The sequence below is a fragment of the Bacillus sp. FSL K6-0073 genome (assembly GCF_038006085.1).
In the GTDB taxonomy this organism is placed as follows: Bacteria; Bacillota; Bacilli; order Bacillales; family Bacillaceae_G; genus Bacillus_A; species Bacillus_A cereus.
Genome location: NZ_JBBOUN010000001.1, coordinates 976,811 through 997,951, shown reverse-complemented (window position 1 = coordinate 997,951; position 21,141 = coordinate 976,811). Strand labels below are relative to the sequence as shown.

The following is a 21,141-nucleotide window of genomic DNA, read 5'->3' as shown; positions in this document are numbered from 1 at the left end:
AATCGTTTCCGTACCCCTATAATGCTATTCATTTTTTTATACATTCCTATCCTGGCGTGGGTTGCAGAGTTTCCGTTTTTCACTGAATTAGCCGAAAAACTGTATAAAATCCTGCATGCTCTTAGCGTGTTTTTTTCCAAAATGCTGGCCGTATCCCTCTTCAGGTGAAGCGCCTTAGATCATCTTTCCCTTATTTTCAAAAGGACCTGCTCAATTAATTCTTAAAAACATAAGGTAAAGTGAACCCATTAAAATCCATGGAATGAACCCTAGTTTTACCCTCTAATCTAAAGGAGGCACTATTGTTATGGGATATGGTGGTAGTTGCGGCGAAGGCTGCGGTTTCGCTGGAGGATTCGCTTTATTAGTTGTATTGTTTATTTTATTAATCATTATCGGATGCAGTTGTTTCTGCTAAAAACTATTGGAAAAGGCACCCTTATATGGGCGCCTTTTTGTATATTAAAAACCTCCCTATTTCCGTAGGCAGGCTAAATGTGATTTTGCACAATTGAGTTATAGCAAAATCATTTATATTGAAAGTAATGAAAATTAACTTAGTAATCCTAATACCTTAATAATCTCAATTGTTTTATTATCTTTTATTTTGAAATAAAGCCTTTTCCCTATACGTTCACTAATTACAATATTTCCAAAGGCTAATTTACGCAAATGTTGTACAATCAAATCCTCTGTAATTCTTGTTTGCTTACTTAAATCAGAAACTGACAACGATCCATATGTAATCAATTTACAAACAATTGATAAGCGAGTAGAATTCCCTAATAACCCTAAAACTTTTATACTTTCGGTATAGAAACTAAAATCCATATGAAAAGCATGTAACAGATTTTCCAACCTCCTAAAATAAGATGAATATCAACCAAAATATCTTAACATAAAAATAGTAAAAAACACCCTAAAATATACCAAATATTCATTAAGAAAAATGATACTTGAATGGGAGTCCAATACATATTATTAAAATTAATGTGTATTGGACTTTCCATCCTCAATGAATGGAAAGTAGAGATGCTTCAATTATGTACCGATCTGGAGCGTCTCCTATATAGTCAAAAGGATAACAAGTTGTTAATGTTAAAGTTGGCTCACTTTTTTCTACAATAACTGTTCGATCTTCTGAATCTGTTATCCAATGCTTGTTAATTTCATATGTATATGTTTTATTTTCATATTCCACGATAAGTTGGTCATTTTCCTTTAATTCACCAAGCTCGGTAAAAACAGTATCTCTATGTCCACTTAAAACTGTATGACCATTTCCAGATGGTGTAGTAGTTAAGTCACTAACAAACATACCTACACCCTTTTTTAGTACTTTATCATCAGCTCCCCAAAATATAGAGTATTTCTTTTGTATTTTAGGGATAATTAAATATGCTACTTTATCTCCTAACTGATGGTTTACCTTTGAAGCGGGAATTTGTACAGGTTCTTCAGGTTGTAATGAAGTGTCAATCTTTGTCTCTGTCTCTGTTTGATTGATGTTTTGCGTTTCATTTTCTTTAGAAGGTGTGGAGGTCTCATATTGTTTAGCCTCGTTAGTTGTTAACGACTCTGCTGATTGTCTAGCACTATACCATTCTAGAAAATAATAGGAAAAGATAGTAAGTCCAATAACAGTTAAACATAAGCCTATCCATTGTTTTTTATTCACTTTTATCACTCCATTTGAAAACGACAGGATTTCTCCTGCCGTTTTAAGGAACTATTTTATGCGTTTGTCTTTTTACGACGGAACATTAATACAGAACCAGCTAATGCTAATCCTAAGCTTGCTAACATCATTGTAACACCGTTTGATGCTGTATTAGGTAATTTTTCACCTTGTTTTTTCGTTTCTTTTTTCACAACTGTATTAGTATTTTTCTTTGTTTCTTTTGCAGTTGTTTGAGGCTTAGTTTGTTCTTGTTTATTATTTGTTGTTTGGTTATTTTGTTTTGAATTCTCTTGCTTAGTGTTTTCTTGTTTAACAGGTTCTTGTTTAGTGTTTTCCTGTTTAGTATTTTCTTGTTTAGGTTGTTCTTGAGGTTTAGTAGTTTCTTTATTTTCTGTTGTAGTATTTGTGCTCTTTGGATATTTATAATCTTCACATGGAATGCCGTCTTTATCATTATCTAAACGGTGTGGATCATTTCCAACACCATATCCATTTTGATCCCAGAATGCTTGAGCATCTTGTTGACTTTTAAAATGACCACAGTTTTTTGTATCATTAGGACTCTTAGCTGCAAATGCAGAAGAACTGTACCCCACTGTTAATAGTGTTACCGCTGTTGCTGAAGCTAATAATTTTTTCATAAATTTCTTTATCCCCCTAAATGGTATGTATTTACATTGAAATATTTTACATTTAAAAACCTGAAAATACAATAATAATTTGTAGATAAATGTAAGATTTCTAGATAATAATACCAAACTATTAATTCATATATTGTCATATTATGTCGAAAGAAAATAAAAAAAGAGCCAAAGCTCTCTTTAATAACTAATACTAACCATAGTCACTATTCTCACAGTAATATGAATTTGATTTATCACAACAAATATATGTTGTTTGTTGGATAAATAATGGCCTTGATGAGGCGTTAACTGAAGTGGCATTTAACATCCTCAAATAAGAAAGTCCTTGTATCTCCCTGGTGTTAATCTAATTGTTTGTGGAGTTGTGGATTTAAATGTTCTACTAGTCAATGTGACGAACGCAGCAAATACAAAGCTAAAGCTAAAACTAAAACGAATAAGAGTCTTAGTGTGGTTAGTTGTAAAATTTTCAAATAGAGTAATTGTAGAGTTAGGTGGAATTTCAAGACTTGTAAGGTTAGTTTCTGATCCGAAAATTGTACAGGTCTCTATAAAACTGTTGGTAGAGTTTGAAGAGTTACATGATTATCTTTATTGGAATCAAAATAAACTTACACATCCAAACTATTGATAATAGCTAATATTTGATGGTCTGTCCATTTGCCATTAATCCTTATATTTTCTTTCGCTATACCTTCTTTTTTAAACCCCACTTTTTCTAATACACGAATAGATGCTATATTATCAAGCATCGCTCCTGCTTCAATTCTATGTAGCTTTAATTCCCTAAAAGCAAAATCTACAGCAAGTTGAAGAGCCTCTGTTGTATAGCCCTTTGCATTATGCTCCTTATCTAAAGTGAATCCCGTATAACAGCTTTGGAGGTCTCCCCTAACAATTTGAGTTAATGAAATGTCTCCGATAAGCTTATCATTTTCTCTTAAAAAGATTCCAAAAGGGTATACTTGCCCTTCAGCTGTCTTTTTTAGAGCTTGTTCAAGACGTATTTTTTGATGTTCTTCTGTATAAAAAACTTCTGGGAGAAATGGACAAACTCGTTGAAAAAATTCGCGATTTCTAATATGTAAGTTAGCTAACTCGTTGGCATCAGCAGTTTTGTAAAGCCGAATATAAATGTGCTTCCCTACTAGTTTCATAACATCCCTCCAACATTTTTATATGTCTAATGAGGCAAAAGTATACCGTATACTTTATACAGTTGGCTATTGTCAGGAATCATTTTGCACGAAAGAAAAGACACTCTATATGAGTGTCTTTTCCAATAGTTTTTAGCAGAAGCAAGAAGCTCCAACGATGATTAATAAAATGAATAACACAACTAATAAAGCAAAGCCTCCAGAAAAGCCACAACCGCCACAACTACCACCGTAACCCATAATAGTTCCTCCTTTAGATAAGAGGGGAAAACTAAGGTTCACTCATGTATTTTAATGGATTCGTTTCATCTTATGTTTTTCCGTATTGATTGAGCAGGTCCTTTCGAAAACTATTCACATATTAACTATATTTTTAAAAATAAATAATTTAACTATATCAATAGATAGATAAATTAATATAATGTATTAACCCTAAAAGAAGGGAGGAATAGCCATGCAATTAGTTTGTTTTAAAATAGTAAGTGGTCAATATTTCTTATTTGTAGAAGGTATTCAAATTCCTGTACCAATTCCAGCAGTTGCTGCAGCTTTATTAATTGGTTTAGGAGTAATTCCACTTTGTTCTTAATGTAAAGAATTCGGACCATTCCTATCTTTCCATTGGAAAAGCCTCAAGTATATGAATACTTGAGGCTTTCTTTATATCAGAGAAAAAACACCTTACAGCGCTTGAAGATCTCCTGATTTAATTAATGCGGCCGTTACATCATCACCGAAAGTATTGAGACAGAATACTTGCTCGTCTACCTTATCCATCACTGTAACTTCACCTATCACGCCACCTTGAAGTTTAATAAAATAGTTATGTTCTTCTACAATTTTACTAAAATCTCTATTTGCCCATCTTTCAGTAATTGCTAATAGCTCTTCTTTGTTCTTGAAATTGTTTCCGTTTAGAATGTTTCTTACTTTCTCTGCATTCTTTTTGGACATAGGGGTTGCTCCCTTTCCTTCACACGCTTTTACTTTTTGATGAGTCATGCTATGCATAGCTGAAATAACTTCTTCTTCAGTAGAAGTTACTGTAATGTGAAGTTGTGCATTTGAACCTTTCACTTCTGCTTCATTCGATAGTATGTCTTCTTTATTAACCTCTGCAAAAACATGGTCCTCCCCCTTAAGCGGGACTTCAGCAAACTGTAATATTCCATAAGTCATACCAGTTGCAAGTACTACTCCCCCTATAATAGATGCTAGCCAATACTTTAACTTCTTATCCATCTTCATTTCCCCCGTCTTCGTTTACATATCTTAACTAAAGAATACCATATTTAATTCCTTTTTATTGAAGAGTCTCTAATTTCTACTATTTAAAAATATTCTCATCGTTTAATGTAATACGATATAATCATTTTATAATACAAAAAAAACCATATTCTCATTCCCTATTTTTTTGGAGGTGATTGTCTTGAATAAAAACATCAATCTACTTCTTCAAATAATAATTGGAATTATAATTATGATTGCACCTATTCTCATAACAGGATCTATATACGATGTCACTAAATCATTTGGTGAACTATTAGTGGCAGAACTTATTATAAGAACACTTTCTCTCATTATTGGACTTTTAGTTATTAGCACAGCTTTGCATCGTTATTCTCAATAATTATTCATGTTCAAAAAATACAAATATTTTACATACCAATTCTTATGTATTAAGACATCAAAAACAAGTATTACGAAAGAAATATAAAAAGACATCTTTACCTCTTAAAGATGTCTTTTTTATTTAAATCTTAATTCTCGTTCTGTAAAACCCTCGCTGCCTTTACTCCCTCTTTCTCTTCTTTTAAAAACAACGATACGATAAAAGCAACAATGATAAAGACTAACCCTAGTGCAAATGCACCTTGGAATCCAGACGTTAAACCATTTAACTTCTCTACTGGGTCCATTGGATTTGCGGAGCTTTCCATATAGCTAGCTGTTCCTGAAGACATTTTCGAAATAAAGATAGCCGTACCAATTGCGCCAGCTACTTGTTGCAGTGTGCTAAACAGTGCTGTTCCGTGCGGATATAAATCTGATGTTAATTGATTTAAACCGTATGTTTGTGCTGTCATAACAAACATGAGTCCAACCATTAATACGCTATGCATAACAATAATTTGTACCATTGATGTGTCAGGAGTAATACCTTTAAATAAGAACATTGCAATCCCCACTAACACAATGCCGGGAACGATAATAACTTTCGGGCTAAATTTATCAAATAGTTTACCTGCAATCGGCCCCATTATAGCGCTAATAACACTTCCCGGAAGCATGATGATTCCTGATTTAAAGGCTGTGACAAGTAAAACTGTTTGCAGGAACATCGGTAATAACGTCATCGTTGAAAATAACGACATCATCACAATGACAATTAATCCAACTGATAATGTAAACATCGGAACTTTAAATGCGCGTAATTCTAAAATTGGATTCTCAATTTTTAATTGTCGGACGACAAAAATACATAATGAGATAAGCCCAACAAGTAAAGTGCCATACACTTTTGCATCGGACCACCCTAAGTCACCTGATGCACTAAAGCTATACACAAGTCCGCCAAATCCTAATGTCGATAAAAGGATAGATGGATAATCTACTTTTGGCCTTGTTAACTCTGAAACATTTTGAATGTACTTCATTCCAATCATAATGGAAATAATCACTATAGGAATAACAATATAGAATAACCAGCGCCAATTTAATGAATCCACAATCACTCCAGATAATGTAGGCCCAATTGCTGGAGCTGCCATCATTACAAGTGCGATTAACCCCATTGTGGCACCACGTTTTTCAGGTGGACAAATGATTAAAATCGTATTCATTAATAACGGTGAAATTAACCCCGTCGCTACTGCTTGGACGATACGGCCAACTAATAAAACGGAAAATGTCGGTGCGAATCCTGCAATTAATGTACCGACTAAAAATGTTACCATAGCGATCAAAAACATTTGTCTCGTTGTGAGCCATTGCTGAAGTAACGCTGTAATCGGGACTAAAACACCAACTACTAACATGTAAGCTGTAGAAAGCCATTGAATCGTTGAAGCTGTTACATCGAATTCTTTCATTAATACTGTTAACGCATTACCAAGTAACGTTTCGTTTAATAACGCAACCATTGCCCCTAGAAGTAATGCAATTAAAATGGGGGTATGTTTCATATTAGAAGTATCAACTTTGCCACTTGCAGGGCTCTTAGTTGTCATATTCATTTGCAAATTCTCCTCCTGTTTCTTACTTAAAAAACTTTAAATATACCTAGACACATGTAATATAATATACATATGTAGATTAAAAAGGGAGAATCAATTTTCAGCCATTGTATATTTAATCTACAAAAAAGGAGAATTGTAGATGAATGATAATGAAAAACAACTTGATTTACGTATTAGACGTACACATAAATTACTATGGGATTCCTTATTTGAATTAATGACGCAATCAAAACAGAAATATAGTACGATCACGATTAACCAAATATGTGACCGCGCAATGGTACACCGAACGACCTTTTATAAACACTTTGAAGACAAAGATGCTTTATTAGCATTTGGATTTAAACGATACAGCAAGATGATTGCTGAAATACCGGTTTCAGATCGATTAAGTAAACCATTTCAAGTAATGGAACAATTTCTACATCATGAAGAAATCGGTAAAATATTAGAAACACAAATGTCTGATGAACAATTTATTAACCGGACACAGTATTTAAGTCACGAAACGAGAAAACAAGAAATAGAAGCGTTACATCAACTACGCAAAAATCATACGATGCCAAATGATCTAATCATTGAATTTTATTCAGGGGCAATCACCTCATTAAGCGCATGGTGGTTTAAAAATGAAAGGAAAGTTTCTGCGGCTGAAATGGATAAGTATCTCCACCAACTTATTAATCGGGATATTTTTCAGTTTGAAGAGGAATAAGACTACACCTTTTCAATCATGCAATAAAGTGAAACTTTAATCAGTAGGGGGTTTTGTTCATCCCCCACTGATTATTAGTTGAACCAATCGGACTTTTACGGACAGTTGATCCCCCACCTAACTTCTTTGCTTCCACTGAATTTTGAGGTGGGGGTCTTACTGCCCGTTAAAGCGGGATCAAATTGACCAAAAAATAGGAATATGATATATTTTCCGTAGAATACTATATAAGTATGACATCAAATAAAATGACATATAATAAAAGGAAGAGATGCGCTCACATCTCTTCCCTAACTGCTACCGCTTAGGGTGGTGGTTATTATAAGCTATTTCTTTTTGCGGAACCCACCCTTTTGCTTGTGACGGCGCGGAGTGGGTTTTTTGTTGTCCTTATCCAGAAGTTGCTTCCGCAAAAAATACGCTGAAACTTCGCGCACAGTCGCTTTCAGAAACTCTTTTACAAGATCAATCAAAAACTCCATATTATCACCTCCTCGTATGATTAAGTTAGGTTTTTTAGGGACGGGATGTACCTATAAACCCAAGAGTATCTATTTTTATGAGATACTTAAATTTGTAGATAGAGTGTTGCCGACCACCTCCTTGAATCTTTGTATTCGGTTGAAAGAATGGTACCTCTGTCTAATAAGTAGTTTACGAATGAGTTGGATGTTGATGACCATTGGTCATTCTTCGTATCTCTTACGAGGTAGTAGCGCTTATTAGTTCAGAGGAGGACAACACTATCTAACACTGATTAAAATAGGGGTGTAAGCTATGTTCTATTTAGGTATTGATATCGCTAAACATAAACATTATGCGTCCATTATCGATCAAACTGGAAAACCTATTACTAAGCCATTTCCCTTTCAGAATCACAAAGAAGGTGGACAAGCACTATTAAATTGGATGTACCGATACATTGAGTCTCCTACAGAAATAATGATTGGAATGGAGGCAACAGGACATTATTGGTTAGCCATTTATTCTTTTCTACTGGATCATGGCTTCTCAGTCGTTGTATTAAATCCAATTCAAACCAATGCCTGGCGAAAAGGAACAGAAATTAGAAAGCGGAAAACAGACGCCATTGATGCCACTATGATTGCCGATATCATTCGATTCGGCCGTTTTGTTGAAACTCCACTTGTGGACGAGAAAATGTTCGCTCTAAAACAAATGAGCCGCTTTCGTAATGCGCTTGTAAGTAATATGAGTGATTTAAAAAGAAAAGCTCTTGTCGTATTAGATCAGACTTTCCCAGAGTACCAAAGCATCTTTTCGGATGTTTTTGGTAAAACTTCTTCACAAATCTTACTTGAATATTCCTCTCCTAGTGACTATGAACAGATATCTATTGATGATTTAACACAAATAATTGAGCAAACCAGTCGTAACCGACTTGGGAAGAAAACAGCCAACAAACTAATGGAATTAGCCTCTAATTCGTTTGGTGTTACTTTCTGTAAAAACGCTTTTTCCTTTCAACTAAAAATGTTGATGGAGCAAATTCGTTTTATCGAAGATCAAATCAAAGAGTGTGAAGAAGAAATGTCACAACTTTTAATTGATTTAGATACTCCTATCATGACAATACCTGGCGTTGGACCGATTTTAGGTGCCACTATACTAAGTGAAATTGGGGATATACACCGCTTTGACAAACCATCTAAACTTGTCGCATACGCAGGCATCGATGCCTCTGTGTCCCAATCTGGGCAATTTGAATCCTCAGGTACGTCTATATCCAAACGTGGCTCTTCTCATTTGCGTAGAGCCTTATTCCAGGCGGCTATTACAGCTCATAAACATGACCCTGTATTAAAAGCCTTTTATGAAAAGAAACGAAAACAAGGAAAGCACTACTATGTTTGTATAGGAGCCGTAGCTAGAAAGCTGTGTTACATTATCTATGCCATTCTTAAAAGCAATAAACCTTATGAAATTCCACCACACACAACAGAAACATGAACTTCTCATTTTTTTGAAAATCCTTAGGTTTATTTGATACGCCCTTTTTTAGAGAAACACCCCCTATTTATATAAAAAATCCTCCTTGACTTCTCATAGTTGGTCTTTCCTTCCGAATAGAAAGAAGGGATAACCATCCACCCTCACAATATGCAGTTGCATATATTTTATCAAATGATTGTAAAGATATTATGTAAACAAAACAAATGAAATTTTACATAGAAAAAAAGCCCTTCTAAACCGGGCTTTTCTATCACCATTATTTAGCGATTTTCTTCAAATCTGAACTTTCTATAAGTGAAAGCATATCTACCCTTTATTAAGATGGACCATAACCAATAAGATGAGCAATTATAACTGCTAGTAAACCGATTGAGTATTCAATTAGAATTAAAGGAAGAATCCACCTTGCCCACCTTGTCCATGAAATTCCTGCAATTGCTAATCCAGCCATTAGCGTACCACCTGTTGGAAAAATAATATTTCCAATACCATCGGCGAATGAAAAGGATAATACAGCTGTTTGGCGTGTAATGTCCAATAAATCTGCAAGTGGCGCCATGATAGGCATTGTCAACATCGCATGGCCACTACCTGATGCTAAAATAAAATGAATCGCTACTTGGAAGTTGTACATTCCAACAACACTTAAAAAAGGAGACACATGTTTCATTTCTTCCGATACTTGATAAAGTAGTGGGTCTATAATATGCCCTTGATTCAATACAACTAAAATAGCGCGTGATACACCAATGATTAAAGCGCCACCGATTAAAGATGCCGATCCTTGTGTGAAAGATTCTACAGTATCATCAAGAGATATCTTGCCAAGAATTGCAATGATTATAGTTAAAATAATAAATAAGGCTGCAATTTCTTTTATATACCACTCGTACTTAATAACACCAAATACAAGAATAATATAATTGATTAAAAAGGCCGTTAATATCCATTTATGTCTTTTTGTTAACTCTACTTTTGCTGTTAGTAAGCTGTCTTGCTTCTTTGTATCGAATTTTCCGTAAATTCCGCTTGCAGGATCCCTCTTTACTTTCATAGCATGACGATAGACGAATGTAACCGCAATTACATATATGACTACGAATAAAATGAGGCGGAACCCCATCCCCGAATACATAGGAAGACCCGCTATCCCTTGTGCCAGCCCAACTGTAAACGGATTCATAATTGCCGTTGTAAATCCGACGGACGCTCCTACTAGTACCATCGCAGTCCCTGTTATCGTATCAAATCCAACCGCAAGAGCTAGCGGAATAAATAGAGGTACATACACTAAAGCTTCCTCAGCCATCCCCATTAATGACCCGCCAAGTGCAAAGAACAGCATGATAATAGGAATCATTAACTTTTCACGGTTAGCAAGTTTTTTTGCCATCGTTGAAACAAGAGCCTCAACTGTACCGGATGCCTTTAATACACCAAAAAAACCTCCGATAATAAGAATAAAAAAGATAATATTAGCAGCTTCTACCATCCCTGTAGGAATAGATTTTACCGTATCAAAAAATCCAAGTGGCGTTGATTCAATCCACTTAAATGAATTTGGATCTACTGTTGTATACCCATTTTTTTCAATCTGTTCATATTTTCCGGCCGGCAATATATGTGTAATCACAGCCGCAATAACTAACAAGACAAGTAACATTGCAAATACGTTTATTTTCCATTCTTTTCTTTCCTTTTTTCCTTCTGGCTCGAATGAAACTGCCTTCTCTGATACTTGACTCATATACCAATCCCCTTTGCAATAGAATGAAACTTTAATCATCGGGGGTTTTGTTCATCCCCCAATGATTATTACTTTTACAAGCAGCCGGCAGTCTGGTTTCCCCACTACCATGACGTACCAAGCTATCCATCAATTCTTTTATTTATAAAACGCTAGGATTTAACTACCTTTTTACTAATTTCATTTACAAATTGGTTAAATAAACGTTGCTGCAAGACATCCCTTTCCGACATCATTTCTGGATGCCATTGAACCGCTGCTACATAACGATGAGCCTTCGATTCAATAGCCTCTATTACACCATCAAAGGACCATGCGCTCGCCTCAAAATCTTTCCCTAATGTTTTCACTGCTTGATGGTGAAAAGAATTAACCATTAAAGATTTTTGGCCAATAGCCTCATAAATTTTTCCCTCTTCCAGAAGATCTACGGAATGAGAGCCTTGCCATTTACGGAACTGTTCTCGAACATGGAAATATTCTGGTCCCATCTCGTGCTCTAAGTCTTGATAAAGAGACCCACCAGCTGCAACATTTAACACCTGTAACCCTCGGCAAATTCCTAGAATAGGAATATCTTTTTCTAAAGCCTGCTTTGCCAGATTTAATTCAAAATTATCTCGTTCTTCCTCTACAGTACCTATATATGATTTTGGAGTATCACCGTAATAAATTGGATTGATGTCCGCGCCACCAGCCAATAACAATCCATCTAATTGATTAAGTGTGGACTCAATTTGATCCACTTCCTCAATTGGAAGTAGAACAACCGTTGCACCTGCTCGTTGAAGTGAACGGATGTAGTCGTAAGAAAAGATAGCCATATCCTGACCTGGTAGCCCTCGTAAGCCCTCCTTCCCTATTTCACTATGATCAATATAATACCCAGTAACACCAATTAGTGGTTTCATTTTCTCTCACCTCATAATTTAAATGGTTTCGTTGTCTTTCTCTGCTGAAATTGTATACTCTTAACCTCCCTTTTCTAACAAGTGGTAAAGAATTAAATATGTAAATTATGACTCTACTCATTTCATTATTTCTTTACACACCATTGATACAAGCAAATATCGTGCCAATATTGAAATTAAAGTGATTATTTACATATTTTTAAATATTTTGTCGTTTTATCGGTGTTTACTATGTTGAAATGTATTATAATTGGTTATTAATTGGTTACATAACAACCAATTAATAACCAACTTTAGACCAATTACATTCAACTAAAGAGGTGCTCTATGAACAAATTTGAAACCAACCACATTGTATTGATCACCGTTTTAAAAGAAACACGAAAAGCCCTATATCAACAACTAACGGAGATGATAGGTGACCTCATAGATATTGAAAGTTTTTCTGTAGAAGAAAATATTCCAAAAGTATTTCATTCTACATTAATTGTGCTACCTAATACATTTACGATAGAAACGGTGAAAGACTTTATTGGGGAAAACTGCGAAGTAATAATAGCAAAACGAACATTAAATTATGAAAACGTGGACCAGCTTTTATTTTTACCAGAAGGAACACAAGCTCTATATGTGAATGATAATCATGAAACAGTATACGAATCAATTGAAACGATGCGTCAATTGGGGCTAAACCACATTGAATATTTTCCATACTATCCTGGAAAAACGAATATACAAATGATCAAGCTCGCAATTACACCTGGCGAACTTGAAATTATTCCTGATTTTGTAGAAAAAGTAATTAATATTGGTCATAGATTAATAGATATTACTACAATCATGTCCATTCTAGATCGATTTCATTTAATGGAGGAATCAGGTAACCACGTTTCCGAAAGATACTATCGAAAAATAGTAGATTTAACAAAGAATTTAGCTAAAGCTCATCGACAACTTCATCAAGTTATTGATGGTGTTGGTGATGGCATACTAGCTATTGATTATGAAGGAAGAATTGTTGTCTTTAATGAATTCTTGGAAAGCATGTTGAAAATAAAAAGTAAAAACGCTATTGGTCATCCAATTGATGCCATTATTGATAATATTGATTTAGTAAACTTCATCCTTTCAAATAAGCAACAAGAAAGCGGAATATTTATTGTAAACGGCTTGGATGTAATAGTGGAACGTCTACATATAAATGATCAATCGATTATTGTTACTTTTAGAAATGCCCTTAAGACTATCGGGTTTGAACGTAAATTAAGAAAAGAATTTGTCAAAAAAGGTTATGTAGCAAAATACAACTTTCATAATATCGTTGGGATTAGCTCTACGATCCAAGACACGAAACAAATTGCCAAAAGGTTAGCTAAGACTGATTTAACTGTATTAATTGAGGGTGAAAGTGGGACTGGGAAAGAGTTGTTTGCAAGTGCTATTCATAATGCTTCCCAGCGAAATAGTGGCCCTTTTCTTGCTGTTAACTTCAGTGCTTTATCGGATGATTTAGTCGAGAGTGAATTATTTGGTTATGAAGACGGAGCGTTTACCGGAGCAAAAAAGGGCGGGAAAATGGGACTATTTGAACAAGCAAATGGTGGCACCATTTTTTTAGATGAGATTGGAGATATTAGCTTGAAACTTCAAGCACGACTCCTTCGAGTATTACAGGAAAAAGAGATCATGCGCGTTGGCGGAAGCCAAATTATCCCGATAGACGTCCGGATTATTGCAGCAACCAATAAAGATTTACTAAAAATGATTCAAGAAAATTTGTTTAGAGAGGACTTATACCATCGGCTTAAAGTACTCTTTATACACCTTCCCGAATTAAGGGCGCGCCGAAATGACATTGAATTATTGGCTAAACATTTTGTTGCGCTATCGGACCCTAAAGTCAAAATTGAACAAGAACTAATTGAAGAACTGCAAGGATATCCATGGTACGGAAATGTAAGAGAACTTAAAAATACGATAGATTATATGCTTGCTGTCCGTACCGGAAACCAAATAACAAAAAATGATTTACCTAATCAACATTATTTCCAAAAGCCTCCACATAAGAAAACAAATAGCGACCAAGCCGAGAGTATAACACCCTTTTCTTCAAGTTCAAACGCTCTTGATCAAGAATCACTTTTCATCCTTACCCTCATCATGAATTATGAAGAAAAAGGAAAAGCAATCGGAAGAAGAATTATTTCTGAAAAGAGCCAAGAAGTCGAAATAAACTTATCTGAAGCACAAGTGAGACACCGATTGAACTTCCTAAAAATGAAAGGGTATGTGGAAATAAAAAGAGGTAGAGCAGGGATTACTCTAACAAGAAAAGGTTTAGAAATACTACATAATCTTTAGTCAAGGTTAAGATTTTCAGATACATAGAGGCTGTTTTATAAACAGCCTCTTTCTTATGCAGTAAAACGTCGATAAATTTAAATTAAAAATATTCAGAATTAATATTAAAATGTAAAATGGGGATAGGGGTATGGGATTCTAAAATTTATACATAACGAGGGAATAGAAATGAAACTACAATTAAAAGCGGATTTAGGGCTACTACTAGTTACATTCTTTTGGGGTGCATCCATCTTACTTACGAAGGTTGGACTTGAAGGCATAGAAGAATACAACTTAATCGCATTACGATTTATTATTGCCTTTCTTTTATCAGGTTTAATATTTTACAAACATTTATTCAAAATCGATTTTAAAACTGTAAAATATGCATTTATACTCGCTTCTGTCTTATTTATCGTTTACATTTTCGCGACTTTCGGTACAAAGTACACGAGTGTTTCTAACGCTGGTTTCTTACTATGTCTCACAGTCATTTTCATTCCGATCTTATCAGCTATATTTTTAAAACACATTCCGGAAAAGAAAGTGATTGTAGGAATCTTTTTAACGATAATAGGAATCGGCTTATTAACATTAACGAGCGAATTCAAGATCGGTAATGGCGATATATTTTGCATACTGTCAGCCTTATTTTATGCGATTCACGTCATCATTACTGGCAGCGTAACGAAACATGTGAACTCCATTGCACTTGGAGTCATACAACTCGGCTTCGTCGGCCTATTTAGTCTTATTTTTTCATTCATTATCGAAACACCAAAACTGCCTAGCACAACCAACTCATGGCTCATCATCTTAGCCTTAAGCATATTTTGCACCGCAGTCGCATTCATCGTGCAAGTAATCGCCCAGCAATATACGACGCCTACACATACCGGGCTTATTTTTTCATTAGAACCTGTCTTTTCAGCTGGTTTTGCTTTCGTTTTTACAGGGGAAACACTTACCGGGAAAGGATACTTGGGTGCGACACTTATATTAGTGAGTGTGTTGATTGCGGAGGTGGATTTTAAGGGGTTGTTGAGGCTTAATTATAAGAAGAATATGGAATAGTTATTTTGCTAAAGTACATAAACATACCCCGAAAATATTCGTTTGTATTATTTTCACCCTCTTACCTTAATTGTTTTAGATGCTGCCTTCGAATAAGTTAGCATCTAAAACATGTTACAAGGAATTATTATATTTATGTAGCTTGCATGGTTAACCTTTTCTACATTACTTACTGCACATAGTCATACAGATTTTTCGCTAACAACAAACAAGTCACTGTAATGAAAAGGGCACGAACATACCCACTTCCTTTTTTTATAGCAAATTTGGAGCCAACGACTCCTCCAGCAATTTGAGCAATCCCCATTATGAAGCCATACACATAGTTTACTTGCCCTACATACATAAACATCAACAATGCACCAACATTACTTCCTAAATTAAGAAGCTTCGCATTACCTGCTGCTTTTAAAAAATCATACCCAATAAATAAAAGAGAAAACATTAAAAATGAACCTGTTCCAGGACCTAGAAATCCATCATAAAAACCAATAGCAAAAACAAAGAAAGTAAAAATAATGACGTGTCGACCAGACAATTTCTTATGAGTAGAAATACTACCCCAATCCTTTTTGAATATCGTATAAATAGCGACCGCACCAAGCATAATCAGCATCAACGGCTTCAGTACTTCTGGATTCATTAAATGAACGGTCCATGCCCCTATTATGGAACCTATGAAAGTGAGCGGAACTAATTTAAACGCCGATTTCAAATCAAGATTACCAGAACGATAAAACACAATATTACTAGTTGCACTCCCCATTGTTGATGCTAGCTTATTTGTGGCTACTGCACTTGCTGGATTCAATCCTGTAAATAATAAAGCTGGTAAGGCGATCAATCCACCACCACCTACAACTGAATCAATAAATGCAGCTAAAAATCCAAAAACAATCAAAATAATTAATACGGATGGGTCTAAATAAAAATCCATATTAGTAGCCTCCCCTTTAGTCACTATTGTAATAGTAACTATCAATTTGCTAAATGTAAAGAGTTATTGTAACGTTGAAATATAACAGCAAACATCGGAGGACGAAAAAGTGGACTACATAGTACAACAGCTTAAAAAAATTGGTTTTAATGAATATGAAGCTAAATCTTATGTATCTCTTGTGAAACAGGGGCCTGCTACAGCCTACCAAGTGAGTAAGGATTCAGGGGTCCCAAGAGCGCGAATTTATGAGATTTTAGGTAACCTTGTAGAAAAAGGAATTGTCATGAAGGAAGAAATAAATGACACCACTCGCTATTCACCTCTACCTGTTGAAATCTTTTTACAGAAAGCTCAATCAGAATGGCAGTCTACTTATGAAGGAATAAGTGATTCATTAAAAAAACTAGAAACTTCCGAGGAAAAAACGGATAATCGAGTAATTACTTTAAAAGACAATAAAACAATCATTAGCTATTGTCAGGCATTAATAAAAAAAGCAGAACGGCGTATTGTCATTTCAATGTGGAATGAGATGTATGAAGCGTTAAAAGAAGATCTATCTGAAGTAGCTGATAAAGTTACAATACAAGGTATTACCCTGCATGTTGAAAATCCCATTAAAAATCTAGAAGCCCACCGCATAACACCTTATACAGAGACCTTGTCTACAGAACATTGGTTTATTGTATCGATAGATTCTAAAGAGATGATTTATGGACCATCACTTGAAGAGCGTAATATTGCTTTTTATACAGATGACCCCGTTCATATATACTTACTTGAGGATTATGTATGGCATGACGTTTTAGTGAATCGACTTGTTCGACGTAGCCAAGATGACTTGGAGCAATGGATTACTGCAGAGAGAAAGTCTTTCTTTATGGGGAAATAAGAAGCATATTGAAAGAATCAAAAAATAAAGCATAAGTGACTGAAATAGAACACTTATGCTTTATTTTATTTGCAAAGTGATGCTCCAGCCTTTTCACTATTTCCCCTCCACAAACCGCCCAAACTCTTTCAAAAATCTCAGCTTAAAACTCCCCACAGGTCCATTCCGATGCTTTGCCACATGAATCTCCGTCATCTCTTTCTGCATCGTTTCCTTATCGTAATAATCCTCGCGATACATAAGCATAATCACATCCGCATCTTGCTCAATTTGTCCGGTCTCTCTTAAATCAGATAATAGCGGACGCTTATCTTGTCGTGACTCTACAGAACGAGATAACTGTGATAACGCTACTACACAAACATTTAACTCACGTGCTAATAACTTAAGCTTACGAGAAATCTCACTAATTTCTTGAAATCGATTGCCCTTATGCTTCGGATCGCCCGTAATAAGCTGCAAGTAATCTACAATAATTAAAATCTTTTTATCACCGTGCTTCCTCTTTAACTTACGAGTTTGCATCCAAATATCTTGCACTGTAACGCCTGCATTGTCGTAAATCTCAAATGGCAACTCACCAATCTCCGCAAACGCCTTACTTATCTTCTCCCAATCTTCCATCGCAAAACGATGCTTCGGATTTTTCAGCCTACCTCCTGACACTTCACCTATGCAAGAAGCCATCCTTTTTAACAATTGCTTACTACTCATCTCTAATGAAAACAATCCAACTGCCGCTCCAGACCTCGCCGCATGCAGTCCAACATTTAGCGCAAACGCAGTCTTCCCCATAGAAGGACGCGCACCAAGAACGACAAAATCACCTTCCTGCAATCCGCACGTCATTTTATTTAGCGATGTATAACCCGTCTCAATACCAGTAATCTCTTTCACATCTTGATGAAGCTCTTCATATAAATCAACTAATGCATCCTTCAAATCAAACTCACATACAGAATCTTTCTCCTCTAACTCACAAAGTGCCGTAATCGTCTCACCGATAATTTTTTCATTCTTCTCCGCAATAAGACGCTCTCCCATCTTGTGCCCGAGAACACCCGCCTGATACATTTTCCAGGCACCTCGAACAAGCCCCTCATAATAAGAGAAGTTGGCAGTTGTAGGCACACCATCCATTAACCCTATAAAATACTCCATTCCCCCGATCCCCTCTAAAAACCTCGGATCTACCCTAGAAATGAACGTCACAAGATCAATCGGTTGCCCCTCTTCTTCCATTTTTCGCATTAACTGAAATATAGACTTATGCACTGACAGAGAAAAATACTGCTCCGTCAAACGGCACTCCTTAATAAGCTCTCCATCAAGTAATAGAGAACCTAATACCGTCTTTTCCGCCTCCACATTTTGAATACTCATGGCCGCCACCCGCGCTCCGCTAAAAAGCGCTGCAACTCTTCCTCAGACGGCGCATTCTTCTCCCACTCCTCACACCTCGCCAAAAACTCCTCCGTCTCCCCCGTACTAACAGACGACTCCTTCTTCCGAAAGCTCGCCGTATCCGCCTCAACCTCAGAAACTTTCGTAAATCCTTTCCCGTGCCACCCTCTCAAAATTCCCTTCACATAAGCAACCGTCCGCTTATTATTCTCAAACGCAATTTGAAGAGCCTTCAGCACAAGCTCCTCTGACAAATCTTCCATCCACGCATTCAGTTCCTCCACAGTATGAGGAGACAAACTACCGAAATGCTGCTCATAAAAAGAAAACACGCGACTTCCCGTTTCTTCCTCTATAACCTCTTCTTCCTCTGTCTCCTCACAAACTGGCTCAACATCATCCACAGCCAAATCACTCGGCATACCGAAATGCGCTAAAAGCATCGGAACATTCAGCTCCTCCTCTACGCACCTCTGAAGAAACATATGTACAAACTCCTTATTCTTCACACCCTTCAGCTCACGAAGCACACACTTCTCCACATTCGTATTCGTCACAGGATTATAACGAAGCCAATTTAAAACGAATAACTCTCTCGTATCCGCATCATAAAGAATCTTCCCATAATCAATGAAGCGCTGCACAAGCTTATCAACAGTCTCCCGATTGTAACCCGTCTCCATCTCAGCTAACCGCTTCGGAAAAGGAAAAATCCCACACTGCGTCGTCTTCGAACAAGTCAACAAATAAACATAAAAATACCGCTCCTCCGGCGTCAAATCCAAAACAAAATCATCCTGCCAAAAATTCACCTGCACATTACGGTATACCGCCATCCTAATTCCTCCCGTCTCCGTTCAAAAGTAAAAGCCCCTTCATAATATATATGGGAGGATGGCCGGGTTTTTGGCGTGTTATTTTTAATTTTTTTTGACTACTACGGTGTTTGTTGGTGTTTTTGTTTTTGTTATGTTTTTTCTTAGTGATTTATTACTTGGTAGGGGCTTGTAAGGGACTTATAAGGGGCTAGTTATCGGTTACTTCGATTAGAAAGACTCGATCTGAGAAGCCACCTCGTTCTTCTGCTTTCTTTTTTCGGATTTTGTTGATTTCTTCTAGTGTTGTGCCTTCGTGTTCGGCTAGGGCGTTTATTAGTTCTAGTAGGTCGGATAGTTCTTCTAGTTTATGTTCTTTTGTGTCTGCTTCTAGGTATTCGGTTAGTTCTTCTTCTGTTTTCTTGCAGATTTCTTTTATGTATTCGTCTTGGGGTAGGATTATTGTTGTGGGTGTTTTTCCGTTAGCTTTTATTATTTGTGGAATTTTGTTTCGGATTAGTTTGTTGTAGGTTGGCATGTGGGTTTCCCTCCGTTTGATTTTTCTTCTATTATAATGGAAAAGCAGTTTAACTAGGTGTTAAACTGCTTTGTTGCTTCTTATTAATTAATATCAATTTTTTCTACTAACATTGCTGGAATACTAATTTCGCCACCCATAGTAGATTTATAAGTATATATACCTGCAGATTTCCCCTTAACAGTAACATTATCTTTTTCTAACACTCTTGAATTTAGAATGTCACTTTTATAAACAACGTATAATACTTTATCGTAATTTCCATTAACCGCTATTCTTAATTGAGTCTCACCTTGTCCTTCCATTACTTGAAGAACTTTTCCTGTAAATTTAGCTTTCTTTCCTTTAAAATCATCCGGTGTTCTAGCTAATTGATCATATGTAATTCCTGTTTCATATCCAATGCGCTCTTCTTCCTCTTTTGCTGCTTTCTCCGCTGCTGCTTTCTCTGCCGCCGCTTGTTCTGCTGCTGCCTTCTCTGCTGCTGCTTTCTCTGCTGCTGCTTTCTCTGCCGCTGCTTTCTCTGCCGCTGCTTGTTCTGCTGCTGCCTTTTCCTCAGCTGTTAACTCTTTCTTCTGCTCAGCTTTAGCTGGTTTAGCCACAGCTTTTGTCTCTTCTGCCTTTTTCGTATCATCAGCAGTTACACCAACTAAAACAAACATTGCTATTACACCTATTCCATAGAACTTTAACACACTTTTTCTATTTCGTTTTCCTTCTTCTCCCCATCTAACTACTAATTGAGGTTTAATAATCCCAATAATTAATGCTATTAAGCATACAACAAATAATAATGCAAATAAAGTATTCAAATCGCTTATCCCTCTCACTTTTTTATTTAATTACAATTAATTTCATTCAAACTATATATTCCCATGTTTTAATGTTTTTTTCAACACAAAATTATTTGATTGATTTGTCAGATAATAAAAATTAACACTTATCAAATAAACTACCTGTAAAAATACTTATAAAGGTAGTAAACGGAAGGATTTGTATTACAATGATGATCAATGAAAAAAGAATAAAGCATGATATCGAAAATAGTTTTTAGTCTTAATAAAACA

The 21,141-nt window shown here is 35.8% G+C and carries 24 protein-coding genes; 9 read left to right on the top strand and 15 right to left on the bottom strand.

Annotated features, from left to right (window positions below; translation table 11 throughout):
- Positions 1-307: 307 nt before the first annotated feature.
- On the top strand, positions 308-418 hold the full coding sequence (locus MHB52_RS05175; RefSeq protein ID WP_000540371.1) for a YjcZ family sporulation protein: 111 nt from the start codon (positions 308-310) through the stop codon (positions 416-418).
- Between the two features lie 134 nt (positions 419-552).
- On the opposite strand, the gene MHB52_RS05170 is transcribed toward MHB52_RS05175, so the two are convergent.
- From MHB52_RS05170 to MHB52_RS05160, 3 genes are all read right to left on the bottom strand, one after another.
- A complete protein-coding gene (locus tag MHB52_RS05170) occupies positions 553-831 on the bottom strand; it encodes an ArsR/SmtB family transcription factor (protein ID WP_000347623.1) in 279 nt (92 codons plus the stop codon).
- Positions 832-1,012: 181 nt separating this feature from the next.
- A complete protein-coding gene (locus MHB52_RS05165; protein ID WP_044796086.1) occupies positions 1,013-1,678 on the bottom strand; it encodes a class D sortase in 666 nt (221 codons plus the stop codon).
- Positions 1,679-1,734: 56 nt separating this feature from the next.
- Positions 1,735-2,322, bottom strand: a complete 588-nt coding sequence (locus MHB52_RS05160; protein WP_000734536.1) for an excalibur calcium-binding domain-containing protein — start codon at positions 2,320-2,322, stop codon at positions 1,735-1,737.
- A 367-nt stretch (positions 2,323-2,689) separates the two neighbouring features.
- Here MHB52_RS05160 and MHB52_RS05155 point away from each other — a divergent pair, with 367 nt between their 5' ends.
- Entirely contained in the window at positions 2,690-2,956 is a 267-nt protein-coding gene (locus tag MHB52_RS05155; RefSeq protein ID WP_172796992.1) for a hypothetical protein, read from the top strand.
- Here the strand turns inward: MHB52_RS05155 and MHB52_RS05150 are convergent.
- The gene (locus MHB52_RS05150; protein ID WP_061663053.1) at positions 2,937-3,482 is read right to left on the bottom strand and encodes a GNAT family N-acetyltransferase; all 546 of its coding nucleotides are present in this window, start codon (positions 3,480-3,482) and stop codon (positions 2,937-2,939) included. The genes MHB52_RS05155 and MHB52_RS05150 overlap by 20 nt on opposite strands.
- A 132-nt stretch (positions 3,483-3,614) precedes the next feature.
- Positions 3,615-3,722, bottom strand: coding sequence for a YjcZ family sporulation protein (locus MHB52_RS05145; protein WP_000540375.1), 108 nt, complete (start codon positions 3,720-3,722; stop codon positions 3,615-3,617).
- Between the two features lie 214 nt (positions 3,723-3,936).
- Here MHB52_RS05145 and MHB52_RS05140 point away from each other — a divergent pair, with 214 nt between their 5' ends.
- Positions 3,937-4,071 carry a hypothetical protein gene (locus tag MHB52_RS05140; RefSeq protein WP_001177693.1) on the top strand — a complete coding sequence of 45 codons (135 nt, stop codon included), beginning with the start codon at positions 3,937-3,939 and terminating at the stop codon, positions 4,069-4,071.
- Between the two features lie 92 nt (positions 4,072-4,163).
- Here MHB52_RS05140 and MHB52_RS05135 read toward each other — a convergent pair whose 3' ends face one another.
- The gene (locus MHB52_RS05135; RefSeq protein WP_061663052.1) at positions 4,164-4,724 is read right to left on the bottom strand and encodes a PRK06770 family protein; all 561 of its coding nucleotides are present in this window, start codon (positions 4,722-4,724) and stop codon (positions 4,164-4,166) included.
- 187 nt (positions 4,725-4,911) lie between these two features.
- Between MHB52_RS05135 and MHB52_RS05130 the strand changes: the two genes are divergently transcribed.
- The gene (locus MHB52_RS05130; protein ID WP_001038824.1) at positions 4,912-5,112 is read left to right on the top strand and encodes a hypothetical protein; all 201 of its coding nucleotides are present in this window, start codon (positions 4,912-4,914) and stop codon (positions 5,110-5,112) included.
- A gap of 130 nt (positions 5,113-5,242) precedes the next feature.
- On the opposite strand, the gene MHB52_RS05125 is transcribed toward MHB52_RS05130, so the two are convergent.
- Entirely contained in the window at positions 5,243-6,718 is a 1,476-nt protein-coding gene (locus MHB52_RS05125; RefSeq protein ID WP_061663051.1) for an MDR family MFS transporter, read from the bottom strand.
- 142 nt (positions 6,719-6,860) lie between these two features.
- Here MHB52_RS05125 and MHB52_RS05120 point away from each other — a divergent pair, with 142 nt between their 5' ends.
- Entirely contained in the window at positions 6,861-7,436 is a 576-nt protein-coding gene (locus MHB52_RS05120; RefSeq protein ID WP_001970441.1) for a TetR/AcrR family transcriptional regulator, read from the top strand.
- 326 nt (positions 7,437-7,762) lie between these two features.
- On the opposite strand, the gene MHB52_RS05115 is transcribed toward MHB52_RS05120, so the two are convergent.
- A complete protein-coding gene (locus tag MHB52_RS05115) occupies positions 7,763-7,918 on the bottom strand; it encodes a hypothetical protein (protein WP_002169017.1) in 156 nt (51 codons plus the stop codon).
- Positions 7,919-8,213: 295 nt separating this feature from the next.
- Between MHB52_RS05115 and MHB52_RS05110 the strand changes: the two genes are divergently transcribed.
- Complete coding sequence (locus MHB52_RS05110) at positions 8,214-9,407, top strand: IS110-like element ISBth13 family transposase (protein WP_061663050.1); 1,194 nt, start codon at positions 8,214-8,216, stop codon at positions 9,405-9,407.
- 319 nt (positions 9,408-9,726) lie between these two features.
- On the opposite strand, the gene MHB52_RS05105 is transcribed toward MHB52_RS05110, so the two are convergent.
- Together MHB52_RS05105 and MHB52_RS05100 are read right to left on the bottom strand one after the other, a co-directional pair.
- A complete protein-coding gene (locus tag MHB52_RS05105) occupies positions 9,727-11,157 on the bottom strand; it encodes a YfcC family protein (RefSeq protein ID WP_016117322.1) in 1,431 nt (476 codons plus the stop codon).
- 152 nt (positions 11,158-11,309) lie between these two features.
- Positions 11,310-12,068: a gamma-glutamyl-gamma-aminobutyrate hydrolase family protein gene (locus MHB52_RS05100; RefSeq protein ID WP_000803237.1), complete on the bottom strand. Its 759-nt coding sequence runs from the start codon at positions 12,066-12,068 to the stop codon at positions 11,310-11,312.
- A gap of 327 nt (positions 12,069-12,395) precedes the next feature.
- On the opposite strand from MHB52_RS05100, the gene MHB52_RS05095 reads away from it, so the two are divergent.
- Positions 12,396-14,429, top strand: a complete 2,034-nt coding sequence (locus tag MHB52_RS05095; protein ID WP_061664119.1) for a sigma 54-interacting transcriptional regulator — start codon at positions 12,396-12,398, stop codon at positions 14,427-14,429.
- A gap of 168 nt (positions 14,430-14,597) precedes the next feature.
- Positions 14,598-15,485 (top strand): DMT family transporter, encoded by an 888-nt coding sequence (locus MHB52_RS05090; RefSeq protein ID WP_000776040.1) that lies wholly within the window; start codon positions 14,598-14,600, stop codon positions 15,483-15,485.
- A 169-nt stretch (positions 15,486-15,654) separates the two neighbouring features.
- On the opposite strand, the gene MHB52_RS05085 is transcribed toward MHB52_RS05090, so the two are convergent.
- Positions 15,655-16,422 carry a TSUP family transporter gene (locus MHB52_RS05085; RefSeq protein ID WP_061664120.1) on the bottom strand — a complete coding sequence of 256 codons (768 nt, stop codon included), beginning with the start codon at positions 16,420-16,422 and terminating at the stop codon, positions 15,655-15,657.
- A gap of 109 nt (positions 16,423-16,531) precedes the next feature.
- On the opposite strand from MHB52_RS05085, the gene MHB52_RS05080 reads away from it, so the two are divergent.
- Complete coding sequence (locus MHB52_RS05080) at positions 16,532-17,317, top strand: TrmB family transcriptional regulator (RefSeq protein WP_061664121.1); 786 nt, start codon at positions 16,532-16,534, stop codon at positions 17,315-17,317.
- Positions 17,318-17,413: 96 nt separating this feature from the next.
- Here MHB52_RS05080 and dnaB read toward each other — a convergent pair whose 3' ends face one another.
- The 4 genes from dnaB to MHB52_RS05060 all read right to left on the bottom strand — a co-directional run bounded on the left by dnaB (position 17,414) and on the right by MHB52_RS05060 (position 20,886).
- Positions 17,414-18,700 (bottom strand): replicative DNA helicase, encoded by a 1,287-nt coding sequence (gene dnaB / locus MHB52_RS05075; protein WP_061664122.1) that lies wholly within the window; start codon positions 18,698-18,700, stop codon positions 17,414-17,416.
- Positions 18,697-19,557 (bottom strand): DnaD domain-containing protein, encoded by an 861-nt coding sequence (locus tag MHB52_RS05070; protein WP_061664123.1) that lies wholly within the window; start codon positions 19,555-19,557, stop codon positions 18,697-18,699. The genes dnaB and MHB52_RS05070 overlap by 4 nt, the downstream gene beginning before the upstream one ends.
- Positions 19,558-19,747: 190 nt before the next feature.
- Positions 19,748-20,074 (bottom strand): nucleoside triphosphate pyrophosphohydrolase, encoded by a 327-nt coding sequence (locus MHB52_RS05065; protein ID WP_048656431.1) that lies wholly within the window; start codon positions 20,072-20,074, stop codon positions 19,748-19,750.
- 83 nt (positions 20,075-20,157) lie between these two features.
- Positions 20,158-20,886, bottom strand: coding sequence for a hypothetical protein (locus MHB52_RS05060; protein WP_016122017.1), 729 nt, complete (start codon positions 20,884-20,886; stop codon positions 20,158-20,160).
- Positions 20,887-21,141: the final 255 nt, after the last annotated feature.

Bases quoted from the DNA above. Each gene is read 5' to 3' on its own strand.
- MHB52_RS05175 (WP_000540371.1), top strand. From the start codon at position 308: ATGGGATATGGTGGTAGTTGCGGCGAAGGCTGCGGTTTCGCTGGAGGA.
- MHB52_RS05170 (WP_000347623.1), bottom strand. From the start codon at position 831: ATGGATTTTAGTTTCTATACCGAAAGTATAAAAGTTTTAGGGTTATTA.
- MHB52_RS05160 (WP_000734536.1), bottom strand. From the start codon at position 2,322: ATGAAAAAATTATTAGCTTCAGCAACAGCGGTAACACTATTAACAGTG.
- MHB52_RS05150 (WP_061663053.1), bottom strand. From the start codon at position 3,482: ATGAAACTAGTAGGGAAGCACATTTATATTCGGCTTTACAAAACTGCT.
- MHB52_RS05145 (WP_000540375.1), bottom strand. From the start codon at position 3,722: ATGGGTTACGGTGGTAGTTGTGGCGGTTGTGGCTTTTCTGGAGGCTTT.
- MHB52_RS05140 (WP_001177693.1), top strand. From the start codon at position 3,937: ATGCAATTAGTTTGTTTTAAAATAGTAAGTGGTCAATATTTCTTATTT.
- MHB52_RS05135 (WP_061663052.1), bottom strand. From the start codon at position 4,724: ATGGATAAGAAGTTAAAGTATTGGCTAGCATCTATTATAGGGGGAGTA.
- MHB52_RS05125 (WP_061663051.1), bottom strand. From the start codon at position 6,718: ATGAATATGACAACTAAGAGCCCTGCAAGTGGCAAAGTTGATACTTCT.
- MHB52_RS05120 (WP_001970441.1), top strand. From the start codon at position 6,861: ATGAATGATAATGAAAAACAACTTGATTTACGTATTAGACGTACACAT.
- MHB52_RS05115 (WP_002169017.1), bottom strand. From the start codon at position 7,918: ATGGAGTTTTTGATTGATCTTGTAAAAGAGTTTCTGAAAGCGACTGTG.
- MHB52_RS05110 (WP_061663050.1), top strand. From the start codon at position 8,214: ATGTTCTATTTAGGTATTGATATCGCTAAACATAAACATTATGCGTCC.
- MHB52_RS05105 (WP_016117322.1), bottom strand. From the start codon at position 11,157: ATGAGTCAAGTATCAGAGAAGGCAGTTTCATTCGAGCCAGAAGGAAAA.
- MHB52_RS05100 (WP_000803237.1), bottom strand. From the start codon at position 12,068: ATGAAACCACTAATTGGTGTTACTGGGTATTATATTGATCATAGTGAA.
- MHB52_RS05095 (WP_061664119.1), top strand. From the start codon at position 12,396: ATGAACAAATTTGAAACCAACCACATTGTATTGATCACCGTTTTAAAA.
- MHB52_RS05090 (WP_000776040.1), top strand. From the start codon at position 14,598: ATGAAACTACAATTAAAAGCGGATTTAGGGCTACTACTAGTTACATTC.
- MHB52_RS05085 (WP_061664120.1), bottom strand. From the start codon at position 16,422: ATGGATTTTTATTTAGACCCATCCGTATTAATTATTTTGATTGTTTTT.
- dnaB (WP_061664122.1), bottom strand. From the start codon at position 18,700: ATGAGTATTCAAAATGTGGAGGCGGAAAAGACGGTATTAGGTTCTCTA.
- MHB52_RS05070 (WP_061664123.1), bottom strand. From the start codon at position 19,557: ATGGCGGTATACCGTAATGTGCAGGTGAATTTTTGGCAGGATGATTTT.
- MHB52_RS05065 (WP_048656431.1), bottom strand. From the start codon at position 20,074: ATGCCAACCTACAACAAACTAATCCGAAACAAAATTCCACAAATAATA.